The organism is Janthinobacterium sp. (assembly GCF_009923995.1).
Lineage (GTDB): Bacteria > Pseudomonadota > Gammaproteobacteria > Burkholderiales > Burkholderiaceae_D > Janthinobacterium.
In genome coordinates this window covers 29273-48275 of record NZ_RFSK01000003.1, presented here as the reverse complement: position 1 = coordinate 48275, position 19003 = coordinate 29273, and the positions used below count along the sequence as shown (strand labels likewise).

Sequence of the window (19003 nt, the reverse complement as noted above, 5' to 3'; positions counted from 1 at the left end):
GCAGTTCAAAAAAGATTCTAAGGCCAGGTTAAGTCTGGCTCGCTAGAATCCCCGCGCGCGCACCTGCGCGCGGCTTCCCCTTTCTTTACCCGGTCCCCGTACATGCAAAGAGTCTGGTTCAACAAAACATTTTCCTCGGTCGCCACGGCCATGCGCCTGATCCGCGAAGCCGATCTGGCCGCCACCGGCGGCCAACCGCGCTATCACATCGTCTGCAGCAACACGAACGCGCACGCGGCCGCCTTCCTGGCGGCCGACGAATACGCCGTCGAACCGGCGGGGCTGACGGGTCTCAATTATGTCGAGTGGTGCCTGGAGTTTTGCCGCGACCGCAACATCACGATTTTCTGGCCCGGCAAGGAAGCGGGCCTCGTCGGCAGCGCCAGCGCGCGCTTCGCCGCCATCGGCACGCGCGTGCTCAGCGTGGCCAGCGAAGACACGCTGGCCTTGATGCACGACAAGGCGCGCTTCTGCGACGGCCTGGACCTGCCCATGGCGCGTCCCGCCGACTACCGCGCCGTAACCACCATCGCCGAATACGACGCCGCCTACGCCGAGCTGCGCCCCTTGCACGGCAAGCTGTGCATCAAGCCGTCCGAATCCGTGTATGGCCTGGGCTTCGCCGTGCTCGATGAAGAGCGCTCCAGCGCCCAGCTGCTGCTGGCCGGCGCCGCCTACCAGGTCAATGCGCAGGAATTGCGCAGCGGCCTGGCGCAGATGGGCACCTTCAAGACCCTGCTGCTGATGGAGTACCTCGACGGCCACGAATACAGCGCCGACTGCGTCGCCGACCAGGGAACGCTCATCTGCGCCGTGCCGCGCAAGAAGCTGCATGGGGGCGGCAGCGGCCAGCTGATCGAGCTGCGCGCCGACCTGCTGGCGGCCTGCGAAAAACTGGCGCGCGACTACCGCCTGAACGGCGTGTTCAACATCCAGTTCCGCGTCGGCGCGAACGGCCTGGCTTTGCTGGAGATCAATCCGCGCATGTCGGGCGGCATCGGCATGGCGTGCGCGGCCGGCCCCAACCTGCCCTACCTGGCGCTGGCCGGCTTCGACCAGGGCTATGACAAGCTCACCGTGCCCGCCATCCGCGAAGGCATGCGCGTGGCCGAAGCCGCCTACGCCGTGGAGCTGCCATGAACCTCGTCAAGAAGCAGATGCCCACGGGCGAACTGACCCTGAAGGTGGACGAGGCGCGCTTTCCGCTGGACTGGCTGATCGGCTTTGCCGCGCGCGCCAACGCCAAGCGGGGCTTCCTGTTCCTGTCCAAGGTGCTGGGCAAGCACTGGCCCGTCACGCCGCGCGCCATGGAAGCCATCCACGACGACCTGGCCGCGCAGATTCCCCCCAGCCTGCCCGGCCCCGTCGTCTTCATCGCCATGGCGGAAACGGCCGTGGGGCTGGGCCAGGGCGTGTTCGAAGCGTGGCTGCGCGCGAACCCGAATGGCAAGGCCCTGTTTTTGCACAGCTCGCGCTACCGCGTGGGCACGGTGCCCTTCTTCGAGTTCGAGGAATCGCACAGCCACGCGCCGCGCCAGTTTTTACATTTGTCCGAGGCGGCCAGCGCGCTGTTTTCCACGGCCCGCAGCCTGGTGCTGATCGACGATGAAGCGTCGACCGGCAACACCTTCGCCAACCTGGTGCAAGTGTGCCGCGCACGCTACCCGCAGCTGGAAAAGCTGCACCTGGGCGTGATCACCAATTTCATGGGCCAGGCCGCCAACGCGGGCCTCACGCAGCGTTTCGGCCTGCCCACCACCGTCGGCGCGGCGCTCTCCGGCCACTACGCCTTCCAGGCCGGCGCTGCGCCTGCACCCGTGGCGGCCAGCGCCCAGCGTTTCGAGGCGAATGCGGAACGGGGCGCCAGTCCGGCCTTCGGGCGCATCGGCGTGGGCCGCGCATTGAACCCGCCGCAGGGCCTGGCCGTGCAGCTGGCGCAGGAAATCGGCGCCGGCGACTCCGTGCTGGTGCTGGGCACGGGCGAATTCATGCACCCGTCCTTTTTGCTGGCGCGCGAGCTGGAAAGCCTGGGCAAGAGCGTGGTGGTGCAGTCGACCACGCGCTCGCCGATTTTGTCGTGGGGCTCCGTCGGCCATATCGTCCGCTGCGACGACAACTACGGCGAAGGCATCGCCAACTACCTGTACAACGTGGCGCCCGGCCAGTACCAGCACGTATTCATCTGCCATGAAACCCCGGCCAGCCCGGCCCTCATGCAACTCGCCGGCCAGCTCAACGGCCGCCTGTTCCACTTTCAGTCAGAGACCAAAATTGAAGAAATTCCTGTTTGTTGACCTGGACGACACACTGTTCCAGACTCCGAAAAAATGCCCCGGCGAGACCCATTTGCGGCCGGCCGCCTACCTGAAGAATGGCGATGCCTGTTCGTTTACGACGGCGCGCCAGCGCGCCTTCTTCGAGTTCGCGCAAAGCGGCATGACCCTGATCCCCGCCACGGCCAGGAATGGCGACGCCTTCCGCCGCGTCGACCTGCCGTTTACCAGCTACAGCGTGCTCGATTACGGCGGCATCGTGCTGCAGCCGGGCGGCGCACTCGACGCGGGCTGGCTGGCGCTGATGCAAAACGACATGCAGACGGCCCTGCCCGGCCTGCGCGACGCCATGCGCATCATCGACGATTTCCAGGCCAAGGCCGGCATGCCGTCGCGCGCGCGCCTGATCGAGGACTACAACACGCCGTTCTACATCGTCGTCAAGGACCATGAAGCGCGCGGCGAACGCCTGGCCGACATCGAGGAGCAGGTGCTGCGGCAGTGGATCGATGGCGAAGGTTCCGACTACTTCATCCACCGCAACGGCAACAACCTGGCCGTGCTGCCGAAAACCCTGAACAAGGCGCGCGCCGTGGCCTACCTGCGCGCGGAACTGGAAGCCGAACATGGCCCCATCCTCAGCTTCGGCATGGGCGACAGCCGCTCGGACGCCCGCTTCATGGCCGCCTGCGACTACGCCATCGTCCCCAGCGGCACCCAGCTGGCAGCCCTCACGGTGGCGGCGCTATGAGCGACGTCACGCAGCATTTCAGCGGCAGCTACCGCCAGGAAGACGTTCATTTTCTCCTCACGCCCATGGCGCTCGAACCCATCCTCGACCTGGCTGAAAAAGAGCGGCTGATCCAGTCGGGCCAGCGCCACTACAGCGAAATGCTGTCGCCCGAGTCCTTGCCCTCGCCCGCCTACCTGGCCCTGTTCCAGAGCGCGTTCGCGGCCAACCGCCTGCAGATGGCGCGCGACTGCCTGCGCCTGGCGGCCCTGATCGCGGCGCGCCGCGCCGGTCCCATCACGCTGGTGTCGCTGGCGCGCGCGGGCACGCCCGTGGGCGTCATCCTGGGCCACTTGCTGCGCCAGGTCTTCCAGCGCGAGTGCCGCCACTATTCCGTCTCCATCATCCGCGACCGCGGCATCGACGCCAACGCCCTGCGCCACATCCTGGCACAGGGCCATGCGCCGGAGTCCATCGTCTTCGTCGACGGCTGGACGGGCAAGGGCGTGATCTCGCGCGAGCTGCGCCAGACGGTGAACGACTTCAACGCCGCGCATGGCACGGCCATCGACGGCGGCCTGTTCGTGCTGTCCGACCTGGCCGGCACGGCCGCCTGCGCCGCCTCGGCGGGCGACTACCTGATCCCGTCGAGCATCCTGAATGCCACCGTATCGGGCCTGGTGAGCCGCTCCGTACTGAATGAAGCCATCGGCGCGGACGACTTCCATGGCTGCGTGTACTACGCGCAGTTCGAAGCCCACGACCAGTCGCGCGCCTTCGCCGACGGCCTGGTGGCCGACGCCGTTGCCATTGCCGCCAGCAGCGGCATCCCGCTGGCCGAGGCAAGCGATGCGCCGGCCATGGCGGCCCGCTCGCAAGCCTACATGGCGCAGGCGCAGCAGCAATACGGCATCAGCGACATCAACCTGATCAAGCCGGGCATCGGCGAAGCGACGCGCGTGCTGCTGCGCCGCGTGCCGGAACGCCTGATCGTGCGCGACACGAATGCCCCGGACGTGGCACATTTGCTGCTTCTCGCACAGGAAAAAGCCATACCCGTCATAGTAGAACCGGCGCTGCCCTACCAGGCGGTCGCCCTCATCAGGAGCGCAGTCGATGGATAACAACTCCCTACACCCGCAAAGCGAGCACAAGGCGGCGCTGGGCGCCTCCATGTACGTGCCGACCACGCACAAGGACTTGCTGGCGATCGCCAATGGCGACAAATTCAGCCATCTGCGCTCGGTCATCCTGTGCACGGAAGACGCCATCGCCGAGCGCGATCTCAGCTACGCGCTGTTCAACCTGTCTCTGGCGCTGCAAAACATGGGCGACGAGTCGGACACCCTGCGCTTCGTGCGCGTACGCAACCTGGACGTGCTGGCGCGCGTGCTGACCATGCCCGGCGCCGACAAATTGAGCGGCTTCGTGCTGCCCAAGTCCACGCGCCACAACTTCGCCGCGTATTTCGACCTCGTGCGCCACACGCATCACCTGCTGATGCCGACCCTGGAAACGGCGGAAGTGTTCGACGACGAGGAAATGAAGCAGTTCCGCCTCGTGCTGTCGGCGCCGGAAGTGCGCCGCCGCATCCTGGCCCTGCGCATCGGCGGCAACGATCTGCTGGCCCTGCTGGGCTTGCGCCGCCCCACCAGCGGCACCATCTATTCGACGCCGCTGGGACAGGTCATCGGCCGCCTCGTCACCATCTTCAAGCCGCACGGTTTCCAGCTGACGGCGCCCGTCTTCGAGCACCTGTCGCAGGGCAGCTGGCTCGATGCGGAAGTGGCGCAGGACATGGCGCACGGCATGATCGCCAAGACGGCCATCCACCCGGACCAGGTGCCGCAGATCGAGCGCCACTACCAGGTGGCGCAGTCGGACATCGAACTGGCGCTGCGCATCATCGACCCGGACAGCCCGGCCGTGTTCCGCATGCAGGAATCGATGTGCGAAGTGGCCACGCACAGCAGCTGGGCCCTGCGCATCATCGAGCAGGCGCGCCTGTTCGGCATCCGCCACACCGGCGACAGCGCCGCGGCCGGCCCCCATTTGCACCACTCCTTGAATACTCAACTTTCCAGCGACGAAGGGACTGCACGACCATGACCAATTTCACACGCGGACAAAAAGGCAAACTGGCGGACCTGGGCTTGAACGGCCCGTTTGCCGTCACGCTCGATATCGTATCGGGTTCGATGGAAGTGGACGTCAGCTGCTTCGGCGTCGACGCGGCCGGCAAGCTGTCGGACGACCGCTACATGGTGTTCTACAACCAGAAAAGCGCCCCGGACAACGCCGTCACGGTGGAGCTGAACGGCCCCCGCTCCACCTTCCAGGTGGACCTGGCCCGCCTGCCCGCCTCCATCGACAAGCTGGTGTTTACGGCGGCGACGGAACAGGGCAGCATGCGCGCACTGGGCAACTCCAGCATGGCGCTGGGCCAGGCGGCCACGTTCGCCTTCACGGGCAACGACTTCCAGGACGAAAAAGCCGTCATCATCGGCGAACTGTATCGCCGCGACGGCAGCTGGCGCTTCGGTGCCGTGGGCCAGGGTTTCGCCGGCGGCCTGGCGGCGCTGCTGAAGCACTTCGGCGGCAGCGAGGCGGCGCAAGCGGCCCCGGCTCCCGCGCCCATTCCCGTATCCACGCCGGCAGCCCCGCCGCCGGCGAACAAGATCTCGCTGTCGAAGATCCGCCTGGAAAAGCGCGGCGACAAGATTTCGCTCGACAAGCGCGACAGCGGCGGCTATGGCCGCATCCGCGTCAACCTGAACTGGAACCAGAACGCCTCGCAAGGCCAGGCGCCCGCCTCGAAGCTGGACACGGGCTTCCTCGGCAAGCTGTTCAACAAGCCGGCCAGCCGCTCCGGCGGCATCGACCTCGACATCGGCTGCCTGTTCGAGATGAGCAATGGCGCCAAGAGCGCCGTGCAGGCGCTGGGCAACAGCTGGGGCGCGTATGACCGCCCCCCCTACATCCACCTGGAAGGCGACGACCGCACGGGCAGCGTCAGCAGCGGCGAAAACATCTTCATCAACGGCACCCACTTCGACCAGATCAAGCGCGTGCTCGTCTACGCCTTCATCTACGAAGGCGTGCCGAACTGGGCCGCCACGGACGGCGTCGTGACGATCGAGATTCCCGGCCAGCCGACGGTGGAAGTGCGCCTCGACAGCGACAGCCCGCACGCCATGTGCGCCATCGCCATGCTGGAAAACCACGGCGGCAACCTGCAGGTGACGAAATTGGTGGAATACTTCGGCGGCCAAGGTAAAATCACGGCGCACCAGGCCATGGACGAGAAATATAATTTCGGCTTGAACTGGAAAGCCGGCCGCAAGGACTGATCCCTTTACCTAGACAAGCCAACCATGACCCCTACGACCAAAAAAGTCACCTTCGCCTTCGTCATCTTCCTCGTGGCCGGCTTCCTGCTGCTGGCGGCCTACACGTGGATGGCCCTCAGCTTCTCGTACTCGGAAGGCGAACGGGCGGGCTACCTGCAAAAGTTCTCCAAGCGGGGCTGGATCTGCAAGACATGGGAGGGTGAGCTGCTGCTGACGGCCCTGCCGGGCACCATCCCGGAAAAATTCCAGTTCAGCGTGCGCGACGAGGAAGTGGCCAAGCAATTGTCGGCCGCGGCCGGCAAGCGCATCCTCGTCACCTACAGCCAGCACAAGGGCGTGCCGACGCAATGCTTCGGCGAGACGGAATACTATGCCGACAAGGTCGTCCTGAGCCAGTAACACCGTCTTGAGCAGTGCCGCGCCGGCTGGCCGTTCCAGGCCGGCGCTTCCCCCTTCCCCGCCGCTTTTCCCCTAAAGCAATAAATTTCCAACAAGGAATTTGTTGCGCGCCTCACACATTCTCACTTTCTTATAGACTGTGACAATTATTTCCGACTGGAACATTTTACGAATGTAGTCCCTGTGCAGGATTCTTGCGCTATCGCATGACGCCCAGCCCGCCTTCCACGCCTCACCCTCATTGGGAAACACCATGCGCATCCGCCTCTCCGGCCTGCTTCTGCTGGCCACCACGCTCCCCTTGTCCGCCCTGGCGCAAGACCTGTCCGGCATGGCCGGCGCCCTGAAAGTGAACTCGACCAACGAGCGCACCTTTGTCGCCGCCATCAGCTATACCCAGCCGGTGGGCAATTACAATGCCATGAGCTTGTCCTACATCAATGAAGGCCACCCGGAAGACCATCACCGCGACGGCATGGCGGGCCAGTTCTGGCTGCGCACGAAAAACGTGGACCAGGGCCTGATGCTGGGCGCCGGCGTGGGCCGCTATTTTTTCTTCGACACGGCCAAGACGGACGACGCGCCGCACAATTTCGACAATGACCACGGCTGGGGTTCCATCCTCAGCCTGCAGGCGCGCTGGCAGTTCGACAACCGCTGGTATGCGCAGGCGCAGATCAACCGCATCAAGCCCGATGGCAAGGACAACACTACGCATTTCCTGCTCGGCGCCGGCTACCGCTATGACGGCGTGCCGGGCGCCAAGCTGCATTTGCAGAACTGGGCGCACGACGACACCCTCACCGTCTCGACGGGCCATACCATCGTCAACAGCTTCCGCTCGGAGACGTCGACGCCCATCACCCTGGAATACCGCCGGGCCATCGGCAAATACGTGGACTGGACGGTGACGGGCCTGAACGAAGGCAGCACCGACATCACGCGCCGGCGCGGCGTGGCCAGCCAGCTATGGCTGATCCGCTCGCTCACGGAAAAAGTGGAATTCGGCATGGGCCTGGGCCCTTACCTGGCCTTCGATCCGGAAAACAACGAGGAACACCGGGCGCGCATGGCCGGCCTGCTGTCGGCCGTGGCGCGCTACCACGTGAACCGCCGCTGGGTGGCGCAAGTGGCATGGAACCGCGTGATCACGGATTACCACCGCGATGCGGACGTGATACTGGTGGGGGTGGGACGGAAGTTCTGATGGGAGATGCAGACGTAACCCAAACCTAGGTCTGGGGTCGGTCGCTGCGCGATTGGAACGCAGTCCATTGGACTGCGTTTCCCCATTAAGGTCCGACCCCGGGTGTTATCGGGTTTTCAGGCCTTCAACGTGAGCGCCAGACGGCGCCAGCCGACTCATTCGGCTGCGTCAGGCGCTCGATCACTTCGCGCGTCAGGCTGGCCGAGCTGACTTGTTCCGCCTTGGCGCGGGCGGCGGCCAGGGAGCTGGAAAACGCGCCTTGCTGCTGCTCCAGGCTGGCGCGCAGGGCGGCCAGCTCGCGTTCCTGCTGCTGCGCGCGGGCCATGTCCAGTTCCAGCAATTGCTGCTTGGCCGCGGCCATGGCGCGCGTCGTGTCGGCCGCCTTGCGCTGCAGGGCGGCGTGGGCCTGGGCGCTGGCCAGCAAGGCTTGCTGTGCTTCCAGCTTGTCGCCGGCGGCCTGCTGCGCCGCCAGTTCCAGCTGCTCGCGCTGGCGCATGGCCTCGAGCGCCTGCTGTTCCATGAGTGCGCGCGCTTCGGCGGCCGCCGTCGCCTGCTTTTCCGCTTCCAGGCGGCCGGCGATGGCTTGCGTGGCGCGCTCCTCGGCGCTGCTCGTCTGGCGCTGCTGCACCAGTTTTTGCGCGATCAGGGCCAGCGACTCGCGCTCGGCGGCGACGAAATCGCGCTCGGATGCCAGCAGCGCTTCCGCAGCCTGCGCCTTGTCTTCTTCCACGCGGGCCCGTTCGCTGTGCACCTGCCCCAGCTCCACGGCCAGGCGCGCCTGCGCCTGCACGGCCTGCGCTGCCGCCGCTTTCTGTTCGCCTTCGACCAGCGCCTGGTCCATCAGGATGCGGATGGCATTCGCCTCCTTTTGCGCCGCTTCCTGCAAGGCCAGTTCCGCCGCCTGCTGGCCGCGCAGCAGTTCGGCCTGCGCCGCTTCGGCGGCGATGCGTTCCTGCGCCGCAGTGAAGGCCAGCGCTTCGGCTTCCAGTTTCTCTTTTACGGCCGCGATGGCGGCCTGCTCGGCAGCCACGCGTTCCTGCTCCGCCTGCAGCAAGCGCGCTGCTTCATGGGCTTTTTCCAGCGCCAGCTGCGACGCCTGTTCCTGTGCAGCCAAGGTCGCGGAACAGGCATCCGCCTCGGCCTGTTCGGCTTCATTCTGGCTGGCGGCCAGCTGGGCCGCCTGGCGCGCCTGTTCGGCGCGTGCGTGCGCCAGGCTGGCGGCGCGGCGCTGCTCGTCCAGTTCCAGCGCGGCGGCAGCGGCGGCGGCCTGTTCGGCCGCTTCGCGCGCCCGGGTCTGTTCCAGGGCCGCCGTTTCCGCTTCCAGCCTGGCGTGGCCGGCGATTTCCGCGTCCTGTTCCGCCGTCACGCGGGCCAGCGCCACGGCGCGCAGCTGGCGGTCCACTTCGATGCGCGCTTCCGTGGCGGCCAGGATGCGCACGTCGGCATCGCGGCGCGCCTGCGCGCTGGCGGCGGCCACCATCTCCAGGCGCTCGCGGTGGATGGCCGCGTCGCGCAATTCCTTTTCCGTCTGCAGGCGCAGGTGCAAGGACTGCGCCGCATGGCGTTCCGATTCCGCCTGCGCCAGGGCGATGGCTTCGCGTTCCTGTTCCAGATGGGCCAGCGCGCGGGCTTCTTCCAGCGCGCGCACTTCGGCGGCGGCGCGGTTGAAGGCCGATTCCAGCGCGATCTGGTCGGCGCGCTCGCGCTGCACCGTCAGTTCCAGCGCTTCGCTTTCCGCTTCGGCCAGCATCTGCGCCGTCTGGCGCGCGCCGTGGGCGTGGCGCTCGCGCTCGCGGGCCAGTACGGCGACCCTGGCGTCGGCCGAAGCGATGCCCACCATTTCTTCCTTGGCCGCCTGCACGGCGGCGACGCGCTCGACGGCCTGCAGGCGCGCCTGCTCCGTCTGCAGCTGCAATTCCTCGGCGGCGCGGGCCGCCTGCTCGGCCAGTTCCGATTGCACGGCCACCTGCTCGCTGGCGCGCAGGCGGCTTTCCTGCTCGGCGCGGGCGCGCTGTTCGGCGGCCAGGCGGATTTCATTGTCGGATTCCACGCGAGCGCGCAGTTCGGCCGTTTCCTGCTTGACGGCTTCCAGGCGCGCCACACTGGCCAGCGCGGCGGCGCGCATGGTGTCGAGGCGTTCGCGGTTGGCGGCGATGGCTTCCTCGGCCGCCTGCGCATTTTGCTGCGCGGCGGCGGCGGCGGCGGCGTCGATGGCGGCGCGGTCCTCGGCCAGCGAGCGCACGCGCGCCTCGGCCAGCGCCCGGCTTTCGGCGGCGCACGTGGCTTTCGCTTCCGCTTCCACGCGGGCGATGGCCTCGTGGATGGCCTTCAATTCCATTTTCTGGCGTTCGGCGGCGGGCGCCTTGACGTCGGCTTGCGCCTCGGGCTCCGCCTGCGGCTGGGCCATGGCGGCGGCAGGCGCGGAAAGAACAGGCGCAGGCGCCTCGGTCTTGCTTTCCAGGTCCTTGAAATCATGCAGCGAAACGATGCTGTCCTGGTCGAACTCGTCGTCGGCGGAATACGCGACGGTGAGGGAAACGGCCTGGCGCTGATTTTGCTGTGCTTGCATGATTTCTCGCTTATTCGGGTGAATTCCGTTGCTTATGGGAATTTATTACCACCATTATCGAGCAGGCATGCATAAACCAGCGCGGCAAGAAGAGCCCGTTTTACCGCTCTTTTCCAGAGTTGCCAGGGATTGAAGCGCCCGGGCAAATGCCCAGGGCAAGGCGAATTGCCGCAGGCAGCAGGAATAGGACGCCTAGGCAATGCCACGCCGCCATGGGCGTTTTATCGCGCTTAAATAGGCCAGAGGGGCGCTTCATCCATCAGCGCCACCTGCTCGCGCAATTCGAGGATGCGGTCCTGCCAGTAGCGCTGCGTGTTAAACCACGGGAAGGCGACGGGGAAGGCGGGGTCGTCCCAGCGGCGCGCCAGCCAGGCCGAATAATGGATCAGGCGCAGGGTGCGCAGCGCTTCGACCAGGTACAGCTGGCGCGGGTCGAAGTCGCAGAAGTCTTCGTAGCCGGCCAGGATGTCGCTCATCTGGCGCACCATGTCGCCCCGCTCGCCCGACAGCATCATCCACAGGTCCTGGATGGCCGGTCCCATGCGGCTGTCATCGAAGTCGACGAAATGGGGGCCGGCGTCCGTCCACAGCACGTTGCCGCCATGGCAGTCGCCGTGCAGGCGCAGCACGGCCACGTCACCGGCGCGGTCATAGCAGCGCTTGACGCCATCGAGCGCCTGCTGCGCCACGCTGGCATACGCGGCCAGCAGCTCGGGCGGAATGAAATCGTTCGCCAGCAGGAAATCGCGCGGCTCCACGCCGAAGGTGGCCGGGTCCAGCGCCGGGCGCTCCCTGTAGGCGGAGAGTGCGCCGACGGCGTGGATGCGGCCGATGAAGCGCCCTATCCACTCCAGCGTGTGCGGATCGTCCAGTTCCGGCGCGCGGCCGCCGTGGCGGGGGAAGACGGCAAAGCGGTAGCCCTGGAACCGGTGCAGGGTGCTGCCCTTGATTTCCAGCGCCGGCACCACCTGGATTTCGCGTTCGACCAGTTCCGACACGAAGGCGTGTTCTTCCAGGATGGCCGTATCGCTCCAGCGCCCAGGGCGGTAAAACTTCGCCACCAGGGGCGCGCTGTCCTCGATGCCCACCTGGTAGACACGGTTTTCATAGCTGTTCAGGGCCAGCAGGCGGCCATCGCCGCGCAAGCCCACGCTGTCGAGGGCATCGAGCACGCAATCGGGGCTCAGGGCGGAAAAGGGATGGACGGGCCGGTCGTCCTCGTGCGGCTGGTTTTCATTGTGCATGAGCGACATTGTAAGGCGCGCGGGGTCCGCCGGTGCAAACACTTCGGCGGCAAGCCGCAGCAAGGCGTATACTGGCGGCTTATATTCCATCAAAGAGCAAGCCATGCAACTCGAACAGCCATTATCAGAAAAAGAATTTGACGAATTAGACCAATTCCTGTTGTCGGACCGGTGCTCCGAAGACGCCATGACCATGGATATGCTGCACGGCTATCTGACGGCCGTGGCCATCGGCCCTGAACCGATCATGCCGGCCGAGTGGTTGCCGCGCGTGTGGGGCGAAGATGCCGAAGACGCGCCGAAATTCAAGAACAGCAAGGAAGAAGAGCGCATCGTCAACCTGATCATGCGCTTCATGAACGAAGTGCTGGTGACGTTTGAAGTGGCGCCGAAGGAATTCGAAGCCCTGTTCGTCGAACACGACTACGAAGGCCAGACCCTGATCGACGCCGAAGCCTGGTGCTGGGGCTTCTGGGACGGCATGGAGCTGCGTCCCGGCTCGTGGAACGAAATCTGGGATTCCGAAGTGGCCGAGCTGATGCAGCCGATCTACCTGCTGGGCGCCGACGAAATCAAGGAAGAAGAGCTGAAACTGGTGGAAGACCCGGTCAAGGCGCACAAGCTGGCGCAGGAACTGGAAGCGAACCTGCCGGCCATCCACCGTTTCTGGGTACCGCGCCGCAAGGCTCCCGTGCAAACCCTGAAGCGCGACGAGCCGAAAGTGGGCCGCAACGACGACTGCCCTTGCGGCAGCGGCAAGAAGTACAAGAAATGCTGCGGCGCCGAGCCGGCAGCCGAGTAATCGCGCAGCAGCATCTCTCCCTGCGCCGGCGTCCTGCCGGCGCAGCGCTGGCGCTGGCCCCCGGGCTATAATCGCCGCATGAAACTCCCCGACCTGAACCTGCTCGTCGCCCTCGACATCCTGCTCGAGGAAGGCAGCGCCGTGGCGGCCGCGCGGCGCATGAACTTGAGCGCACCGGCCATGAGCCGCACCCTGGCGCGCATCCGCGACGCCATCGGCGACCCCGTCTTCGTGCGCTCGGGACGGGGCCTGGCGCCCACGCCCCGCGCGCTGGAACTGCGCGAGCAGGTGCGCGGCGTGGTGGAGCAGGCGCACGCCGTCTTCACGTCGGGCCGCGAAATCGACCTGCGCACCCTGGAACGCACCTTCAGCCTGCGCGCCAACGACGTGTTTGTCGGCGCCTACGGCGGCAAGCTGCGCGACCTGCTGGCCAGCCATGCGCCAAATACGGTGCTGCGCTTCGTGCCCGAAGGCGATGGCGAGTCGGACGGCGACGCCCTGCAGGCGGGCCGCATCGACCTGTATATCAGCTCCCGGCGCAGCTTCGCGCCCGACATCAAGCTGCAAAGCCTGTTTACCACCTCCTTCGTCGGCATCGCGCGCACAGGCCATCCTATCTTTGACGCCCCCGTCGACCTGGCCCGCTTCGCGGCCTACGACCATGTCAGCGTCTCGCGCCGGGGCCTGGCGCGCGGGCCGTTCGATACGCGGCTGGCCGAGCGGGGCCACGCGCGCCGCGTCTCGCTGATCACGGCCAATTTTCACTCCGCCCTCTTCGCCGTCGCCGATTCCAACCTGATCCTGCCGCTGATGCCGCGCCACATGCTGCCCATCGTCGAGCGACTGGGATTGAAACTCACGTCGTTCGAGCTGCCGCTGCCCGTCGACAGCGTGGAGATCGTGCAGGCCTGGCACCCGCGCCTGGACAACGACCACGCGCACAAGTGGCTGCGCCGGATGCTCAAGGACGTGTGCAGCGCCGGCTGACAGCGCAGGCAATCATTGCGCCAGACGCAATTGAGCATTCCTTAATTATCAATTTTCACAAGATTAACGGCTACCTATACTGCGTGGACTGATCCCCATCCACGGAGTTCCCTGTGTCCGCTGTACCCTTACCCGGCGCCGCCCCCGCGGCCGCGCCTTCCCCTCCTGCCGCCGCGCCACCGGCACCGGCCGCCTTCGGCCCGCGCCTGGCCACCGGCCTGGCCGGCGTGCTGCTGGCCGTGCTGGTGGCCGGCCTGAATGAAAACATCACCAAGATCGCCCTGGCCGACATCCGCGGCGCCATGGGCATCGCGCGCGACGACGCCAGCTGGCTCGTCGCCCTGTACGCGGCCGCCTCGGTGTCGGCCATGGCGTTTGCGCCCTGGTGCTCCGTGACGTTTTCGCTGCGGCGCCTGACGGCGGCCGCCATCATCACCTGCATGGCCGCCGGGCTGCTGTGCCCCTTCGCGCCGAACCTGCCCGTGCTGATCGCCCTGCGCGTGGTGCAGGGCGCGGCCGGCGGCGCCCTGCCGCCCATGCTGATGACGGTGGCGCTGCGCTTCCTGCCGCCGAACATCAAGCTGTATGGCCTGGGCGGCTATGCGCTGAGCGCCACCTTCGGCCCCAGCCTGGGCACGCCGCTGGCCGCCTTCTGGACGGAATACCTGGGCTGGCGCTGGGCCTTCTGGCAAGTCGTCCCGGGCAGCATCGTCGCCCTGCTGATGGTGTCCTGGGGCTTGCCGCAAGACCCGCTGCGCCTGGAACGCCTGCGCCAGTTCGACTGGCGCGGCATGCTGCTGGGCCTGCCCGCCATCAGCATGCTGGTGGTGGGCCTGCTGCAGGGCGAGCGCCTGGCGTGGTTCGCTTCGCCGCTGATCTGCGCGCTGCTGGGCGGCGGCTTCCTGCTGCTCGTCTTGTTCTTCATCAACGAATGGTCGCACCCGCTGCCTTTCTTCAAGCTGCAGCTGCTGTCGCGGCGTAACCTCAGCCACGCCCTGCTGACCCTGGGCGGGGTGCTGTTCGTGTTGCTGGCCGTGATCCTGATCCCCTCGTCCTACCTGGCGCAGGTGCATGGCTACCGCCCGCTGCAGACGGCGCCCGTGATGCTGATGGTGGCGCTGCCGCAGCTGGTCGCCCTGCCACTGGTGGCCGCCCTGTGCAATATCCGCGCCGTCGACTGCCGCTGGGTGCTGGCCATCGGCCTGGCCCTGCTGGCCCTGTCCTGCGTGCTGGGCGCGCGCATGTCGCCGGACTGGATCCGCACGCATTTCTACCTGCTGCAAGCCGTGCAGATCTTCGCCCAGCCCATGGCCGTGATTCCCTTGCTGCTGCTGGCCACCACGGGCCTGGCGCCGCAGGATGGCCCGTTCGCGTCCGCCTGGTTCAACACCATCAAGGGCATGTCGGCCGTCGTCGCCGGCGCCGTGCTCGATGCACTGGTCACGCGCCGCAACCATTTTCATTCGACGGTGCTCAGCGAGCGCCTGGGCAACCTGCCTGGCGCCGTGGACGTGTCGGGCCTGAGTGCGCGCATGCATGCGCAGGTCGTCACCCTGACCTCGTCCGACCTGTACCTGACCGTGGCCGCCATCGCGCTGGCCATGATCCTGCTCATCCCCATCCTGCCGACGCGCGTCTTTCCGCCGCGCGCCGCCTGACTTTTATCCTTACGAAAGAGCTTCACCATGCAAAAACCCCTGCTGCGCTCGCGCGCCTTTCTTCTCGGCCTGGCCCTGCTGACCTGCGCCCTCGCCTTTTGCGCCTGGCAGCTGCTGTTTGCCCGCGGCGACGAACAGGCCACCGACGATGCATTCGTCAGCGCCGACTACACCGTGCTCTCGCCCAAGGTGGGCGGCATCGTGCGCGAAGTGCTGGTGGACGACAACCAGGCTGTCACTGCGGGCCAGCTGCTGGCGCGCATCGACGACCGCGATTACCAGGCAGCCGCCGCCGCCGCCCGCGCCGAAGTCGCCGGCGCCGAAGCGCAGCTGGCTAATGCCCGCGCCACCGTGCAGCGCCAGCAAGCCGTCATCGACCAGGCCAGCACCCTGGTCGAGGCCAACCAGGCGGAAGACACGCTGGCGCAGCAGGAGCTGGCCCGTTCGACGCACCTGGCCGGCCAGGGCGCGGGCAGCGTGCAGAATGCGCAGCAGGCGCGATCGCGCGCTGACGTGAGCCGCGCGCGCCTGGCCCAGAACCGCGCCGCCCTCGTCGCCACGCGCAAGCAGACGGAGATCCTGCTGGCGCAGCAAGGCGCGGCCGACGCGGCCCTGCTGCGCGCCCAGGCCAGCCTGCAACGGGCAGAGCTTGATTTATCGCATACGCAGCTGCGCGCCCCCATCGACGGCATCGTGGGACGCCGCGCCGTGCGCGTCGGCGCCCTGGTGGCGCCCGGCGCCAGCCTGATGGCCGTGGTGCCCCTGAACCGCAGCTTCGTCGTCGCCAACCTGCAGGAAACCCAGCTCACGCACGTGCGCCAGGGCCAGCGCGCCAGCATCGCCATCGACGCCTATCCGGGCGCGCCCCTGCGCGGCACCGTGCACAGCATCGCCCCCGCCACGGGCGTGACGTTTGCCGCCGTCGCGCCGGAAAACGCCACGGGCAACTTCACCAAGGTGGTACAGCGCATCCCCGTCAGGATCGCGCTCGATCCCGGCCAGGATGGCGAACACCGCCTGCGTGTGGGCATGTCGGCCGAAGTGCGCATCGATACGGCCATGCGCCGCCAAACCCCGGTACAGGTGAGCGCACGATGAAAGCATGGATACTCTTCACGGCCCTGGGCCTGGCCGGCTGCGGCAGCGTCGGCAGCGATTTCCAGCGCCCCCGCAACGACCTCGGACAGCAATGGCGCCAGGCGGCGCATGCCCGTTTCGCCGCAAGTGAGGATGGCGCCATCGAGCAGCGCTGGTGGGACAGCTTTGGCGATGCCACCCTGTCTTCCCTGCTGCAGCGCGCCGCCGGCGCCAACCTCGACGTGCTGGCGGCCGGCAGCCGTCTCGAACAAAGCCGTGCCGCGCGCGGCGTGGCCGGCGCCGCGCAAGGCCCGTCGCTGGGCGCGAATGGCAGCTATGGCCGCGCGCGCAACAGCGCGCAAGGCTTGAGCGACCCGTCGCGCCTGAACGGCCAATCCGCCTACAGCCTGTGGCAAGCCAACCTCGATGCGGCCTGGGAGCTGGATCTGTGGGGCCGCGTGCGGCGCGAAGTGGAGGCGGCGGACGCGCGCGTCGACGTGGCGCTGGAGACGCAGCGCGGCGTGCTGCTGGCCGTGCTGGCCGAAACGGCGCGCGACTACATCGAACTGCGCGGCGCGCAGCAGACGCTGGCCATCACGCAGCAGCTGCTCGCCATCGCCCGCCACACCTTGTCGCTGACCCGCATCCGCCTGCAGGAAGGCGCGGCGGCGCAGCTCGACGAGGCCGAGGCGACAGCCCACGTGGCCACCATCGAGGCGCGCCTGCCGCCGCTGCAGCAGCGCGAAGCGCGCCTGGGCAATGCCCTCGCCCTCTTGCTGGCCCTGCCGCCGCAAGCCTTGCAGGCGGAACTGGCGGCGACGCGGGACGTTCCCGCCATGGCCATGCCGGCGCAGGTGCAGCTGGGCGTGCCGAGCAGCCTGGCCGAACGGCGTCCCGACATCCGCCGCGCCGAAGCGCAGCTGCACGCGGCCACGGCGAATGTCGGCGTGGCGCACGGCGACTTTTACCCCCGCATCACGCTGTCGGGCAGCGTCGGCCTGCAAGCCATGCAGCTGTCCGACATCGGCTGGGATGCCAAACGCTACGCGTTCGGCCCCGGCTTCAGCGTGCCCCTGTTCGATGGCGGCCGCCTGCGCGGCAACCTGCACCTGCGCACGGCGCAGCAGCAGGAAGCGGCCATCGCCTACCGCCAGACCGTGCTGGCCGCCTGGCACGAGGTGGAAGATGCGCTGTCCGCCTACCAGGCCAACGAACGGCGCCAGGCCAGCCTCGCCGAAGCCGTCAGGCAGGGACGGCGGGCACTGGACAGCGTGGAGCTGCGGTACCGCCAGGGCGGCACGGACCTGCTCAACGTGCTGCACGTGCAAAACACCTTGTTGAACAACGAGGCGGCGCTGGTCGACAGCCGCGCCACCGCGTCGCTGTCGCTGGTCCACGTCTACAAGGCGCTGGGCGGCGGCTGGCAGGCATTTTCAACCCCACCGCAAGGAAGCACGCCATGAAACCGCATCCCGCCCATTTTTCCATCCACGACGTCAGCGACTTTCCCATCGTGCGCTTTCGCCCCGAGACGGCCGTCGCCGGCTATGCCCCGCTGTGGGAGAACGACATGGATGCCCTGCTACGCCACGGCGAGCCGTTCGTCCTGCTGTTCGAAGAAGAGCGCAGCGACGAGGCGCACATCGACCGCAAGCGCCGCGGCCTGTGGCTCAAGCACAACAAGGTGGCGCTGGCCGCCATCTGCCGCGGCCTGGTCTCCATCGAGGCGGACGCACAGGAACGCGCGCGCCTGCAGGCGATGGCGGCCGGCGCCATGAAGGCCTTCGGCATCCTGCAGGAGGTGGCGGCCACGCGCGAACAGGCCGATGCCCTGATGGTGTGGCTGCTGGGCAGCGGCCGGATGGCGCGGCCGCGCGCGCCGGACGTGTGGTGATGACTTGCGTGAGTCAGCCCGTCAGGCGGCCCTGCGCACGGCGCTTCTGGCAGGGATGACGCACACGTGGCCATCGCTGCTGGTCGCCGTCGTCAGGGCGATGCCATAGAGGTCCGCCAGGGCGGGCACGGCGCCGGCATCGCTGGCGATATCGGCGACCAGCTGCCCCGAACGCACCAGCAGCAGGCGCTCGAAGCCCAGCAAGGCGTGGTTGATGTCGTGCAGGATGGCGATGACGGCATGGCCGCGCGCGGCGCAAAACGCTTCCAGGCTGTCAAGCAGGTCGAGCTGCAGGCCGGGATCGAGCGCCGCCAGCGGTTCATCGACGAGTATCAGGCCATCTTCCACATCCCACATCTGCGCGAAGATGCGCGCCAGCTGCACCCTGGCCTGTTCGCCGCCGGACATGGTGTCCAGGCGCCGCCCCAGCAGATGCGTGGCGTGCGCCAGGGCGGCCGCTTCCTGCACGATGCGCTCCAGCTGCGGGTCGGCCAGGCGCGCCACCCTTCCCAGGCCGATCACCAGGTCTGACTGCAGGCCGAAGGCCACGTTCGAGCCCTGCGGCAGGACGGCGCGGCGCAGGGCCAGGTCCGCCAGCGGCCACTGCGCCAGCGAACGGCCCGCAAACACCACCTCGCCCGCCTGCGGGCGCAGTTCGCGCGCCATCAGTTTGAGCAGGGTCGACTTGCCCGCGCCGCTGGGGCCGAGGATGGCGATGCGCTCGCCCGGCGCTACCCGCACGCTGAAGGGGCCGAAATACTGCTGGCCCAGGCGGGTGGTGGCGAAGCGCAGTTCAAGTAAAGGCGTCATGGT

The 19003-nt window shown here is 67.4% G+C and carries 17 protein-coding genes; 14 read left to right on the top strand and 3 right to left on the bottom strand.

The window, feature by feature from the left end; genetic code table 11:
* The first annotated feature begins 102 nt into the window (after window positions 1-102).
* From EBS11_RS02205 to EBS11_RS02170, 8 genes are all read left to right on the top strand, one after another.
* Entirely contained in the window at window positions 103-1140 is a 1038-nt protein-coding gene (locus EBS11_RS02205; RefSeq protein ID WP_290600209.1) for an ATP-grasp domain-containing protein, read from the top strand.
* Window positions 1137-2294 (top strand): phosphoribosyltransferase domain-containing protein, encoded by a 1158-nt coding sequence (locus EBS11_RS02200; RefSeq protein WP_290600208.1) that lies wholly within the window; start codon window positions 1137-1139, stop codon window positions 2292-2294. Before EBS11_RS02205 ends, EBS11_RS02200 begins: the two co-directional genes overlap by 4 nt.
* Window positions 2272-3024, top strand: a complete 753-nt coding sequence (locus tag EBS11_RS02195; RefSeq protein ID WP_290600206.1) for an HAD family hydrolase — start codon at window positions 2272-2274, stop codon at window positions 3022-3024. The genes EBS11_RS02200 and EBS11_RS02195 overlap by 23 nt, the downstream gene beginning before the upstream one ends.
* Entirely contained in the window at window positions 3021-4127 is a 1107-nt protein-coding gene (locus EBS11_RS02190) for a cysteine protease StiP family protein (protein ID WP_290600205.1), read from the top strand. Before EBS11_RS02195 ends, EBS11_RS02190 begins: the two co-directional genes overlap by 4 nt.
* Entirely contained in the window at window positions 4120-5112 is a 993-nt protein-coding gene (locus tag EBS11_RS02185) for an HpcH/HpaI aldolase/citrate lyase family protein (protein WP_290600203.1), read from the top strand. The genes EBS11_RS02190 and EBS11_RS02185 overlap by 8 nt, the downstream gene beginning before the upstream one ends.
* On the top strand, window positions 5109-6353 hold the full coding sequence (locus EBS11_RS02180) for a TerD family protein (RefSeq protein ID WP_290600202.1): 1245 nt from the start codon (window positions 5109-5111) through the stop codon (window positions 6351-6353). Before EBS11_RS02185 ends, EBS11_RS02180 begins: the two co-directional genes overlap by 4 nt.
* Window positions 6354-6377: 24 nt before the next feature.
* A complete protein-coding gene (locus EBS11_RS02175; RefSeq protein WP_071324734.1) occupies window positions 6378-6752 on the top strand; it encodes a hypothetical protein in 375 nt (124 codons plus the stop codon).
* Between the two features lie 253 nt (window positions 6753-7005).
* On the top strand, window positions 7006-7959 hold the full coding sequence (locus EBS11_RS02170; RefSeq protein WP_290600200.1) for a hypothetical protein: 954 nt from the start codon (window positions 7006-7008) through the stop codon (window positions 7957-7959).
* A 124-nt stretch (window positions 7960-8083) separates the two neighbouring features.
* On the opposite strand, the gene EBS11_RS02165 is transcribed toward EBS11_RS02170, so the two are convergent.
* Both EBS11_RS02165 and EBS11_RS02160 read right to left on the bottom strand, forming a co-directional pair.
* Window positions 8084-10528: a hypothetical protein gene (locus tag EBS11_RS02165; RefSeq protein WP_290600198.1), complete on the bottom strand. Its 2445-nt coding sequence runs from the start codon at window positions 10526-10528 to the stop codon at window positions 8084-8086.
* A 230-nt stretch (window positions 10529-10758) separates the two neighbouring features.
* Entirely contained in the window at window positions 10759-11772 is a 1014-nt protein-coding gene (locus EBS11_RS02160) for a serine/threonine protein kinase (RefSeq protein WP_290600196.1), read from the bottom strand.
* A 103-nt stretch (window positions 11773-11875) separates the two neighbouring features.
* Here EBS11_RS02160 and EBS11_RS02155 point away from each other — a divergent pair, with 103 nt between their 5' ends.
* From EBS11_RS02155 to EBS11_RS02130, 6 genes are all read left to right on the top strand, one after another.
* Window positions 11876-12574: a UPF0149 family protein gene (locus tag EBS11_RS02155; protein ID WP_290600194.1), complete on the top strand. Its 699-nt coding sequence runs from the start codon at window positions 11876-11878 to the stop codon at window positions 12572-12574.
* A gap of 78 nt (window positions 12575-12652) precedes the next feature.
* Window positions 12653-13561 carry a LysR family transcriptional regulator gene (locus tag EBS11_RS02150; RefSeq protein WP_290600192.1) on the top strand — a complete coding sequence of 303 codons (909 nt, stop codon included), beginning with the start codon at window positions 12653-12655 and terminating at the stop codon, window positions 13559-13561.
* A 113-nt stretch (window positions 13562-13674) separates the two neighbouring features.
* A complete protein-coding gene (locus EBS11_RS02145) occupies window positions 13675-15219 on the top strand; it encodes an MFS transporter (RefSeq protein ID WP_290600190.1) in 1545 nt (514 codons plus the stop codon).
* Window positions 15220-15246: 27 nt separating this feature from the next.
* Window positions 15247-16317: an HlyD family secretion protein gene (locus tag EBS11_RS02140; RefSeq protein ID WP_290600189.1), complete on the top strand. Its 1071-nt coding sequence runs from the start codon at window positions 15247-15249 to the stop codon at window positions 16315-16317.
* Window positions 16314-17759 (top strand): efflux transporter outer membrane subunit, encoded by a 1446-nt coding sequence (locus tag EBS11_RS02135; protein WP_290600188.1) that lies wholly within the window; start codon window positions 16314-16316, stop codon window positions 17757-17759. Before EBS11_RS02140 ends, EBS11_RS02135 begins: the two co-directional genes overlap by 4 nt.
* Window positions 17756-18190, top strand: a complete 435-nt coding sequence (locus EBS11_RS02130; protein WP_290600186.1) for a hypothetical protein — start codon at window positions 17756-17758, stop codon at window positions 18188-18190. Before EBS11_RS02135 ends, EBS11_RS02130 begins: the two co-directional genes overlap by 4 nt.
* 21 nt (window positions 18191-18211) lie before the next feature.
* Here the strand turns inward: EBS11_RS02130 and EBS11_RS02125 are convergent, their stop codons facing one another.
* Window positions 18212-19000, bottom strand: a complete 789-nt coding sequence (locus EBS11_RS02125; RefSeq protein WP_290600184.1) for an ATP-binding cassette domain-containing protein — start codon at window positions 18998-19000, stop codon at window positions 18212-18214.
* Window positions 19001-19003 lie beyond the last annotated feature (3 nt).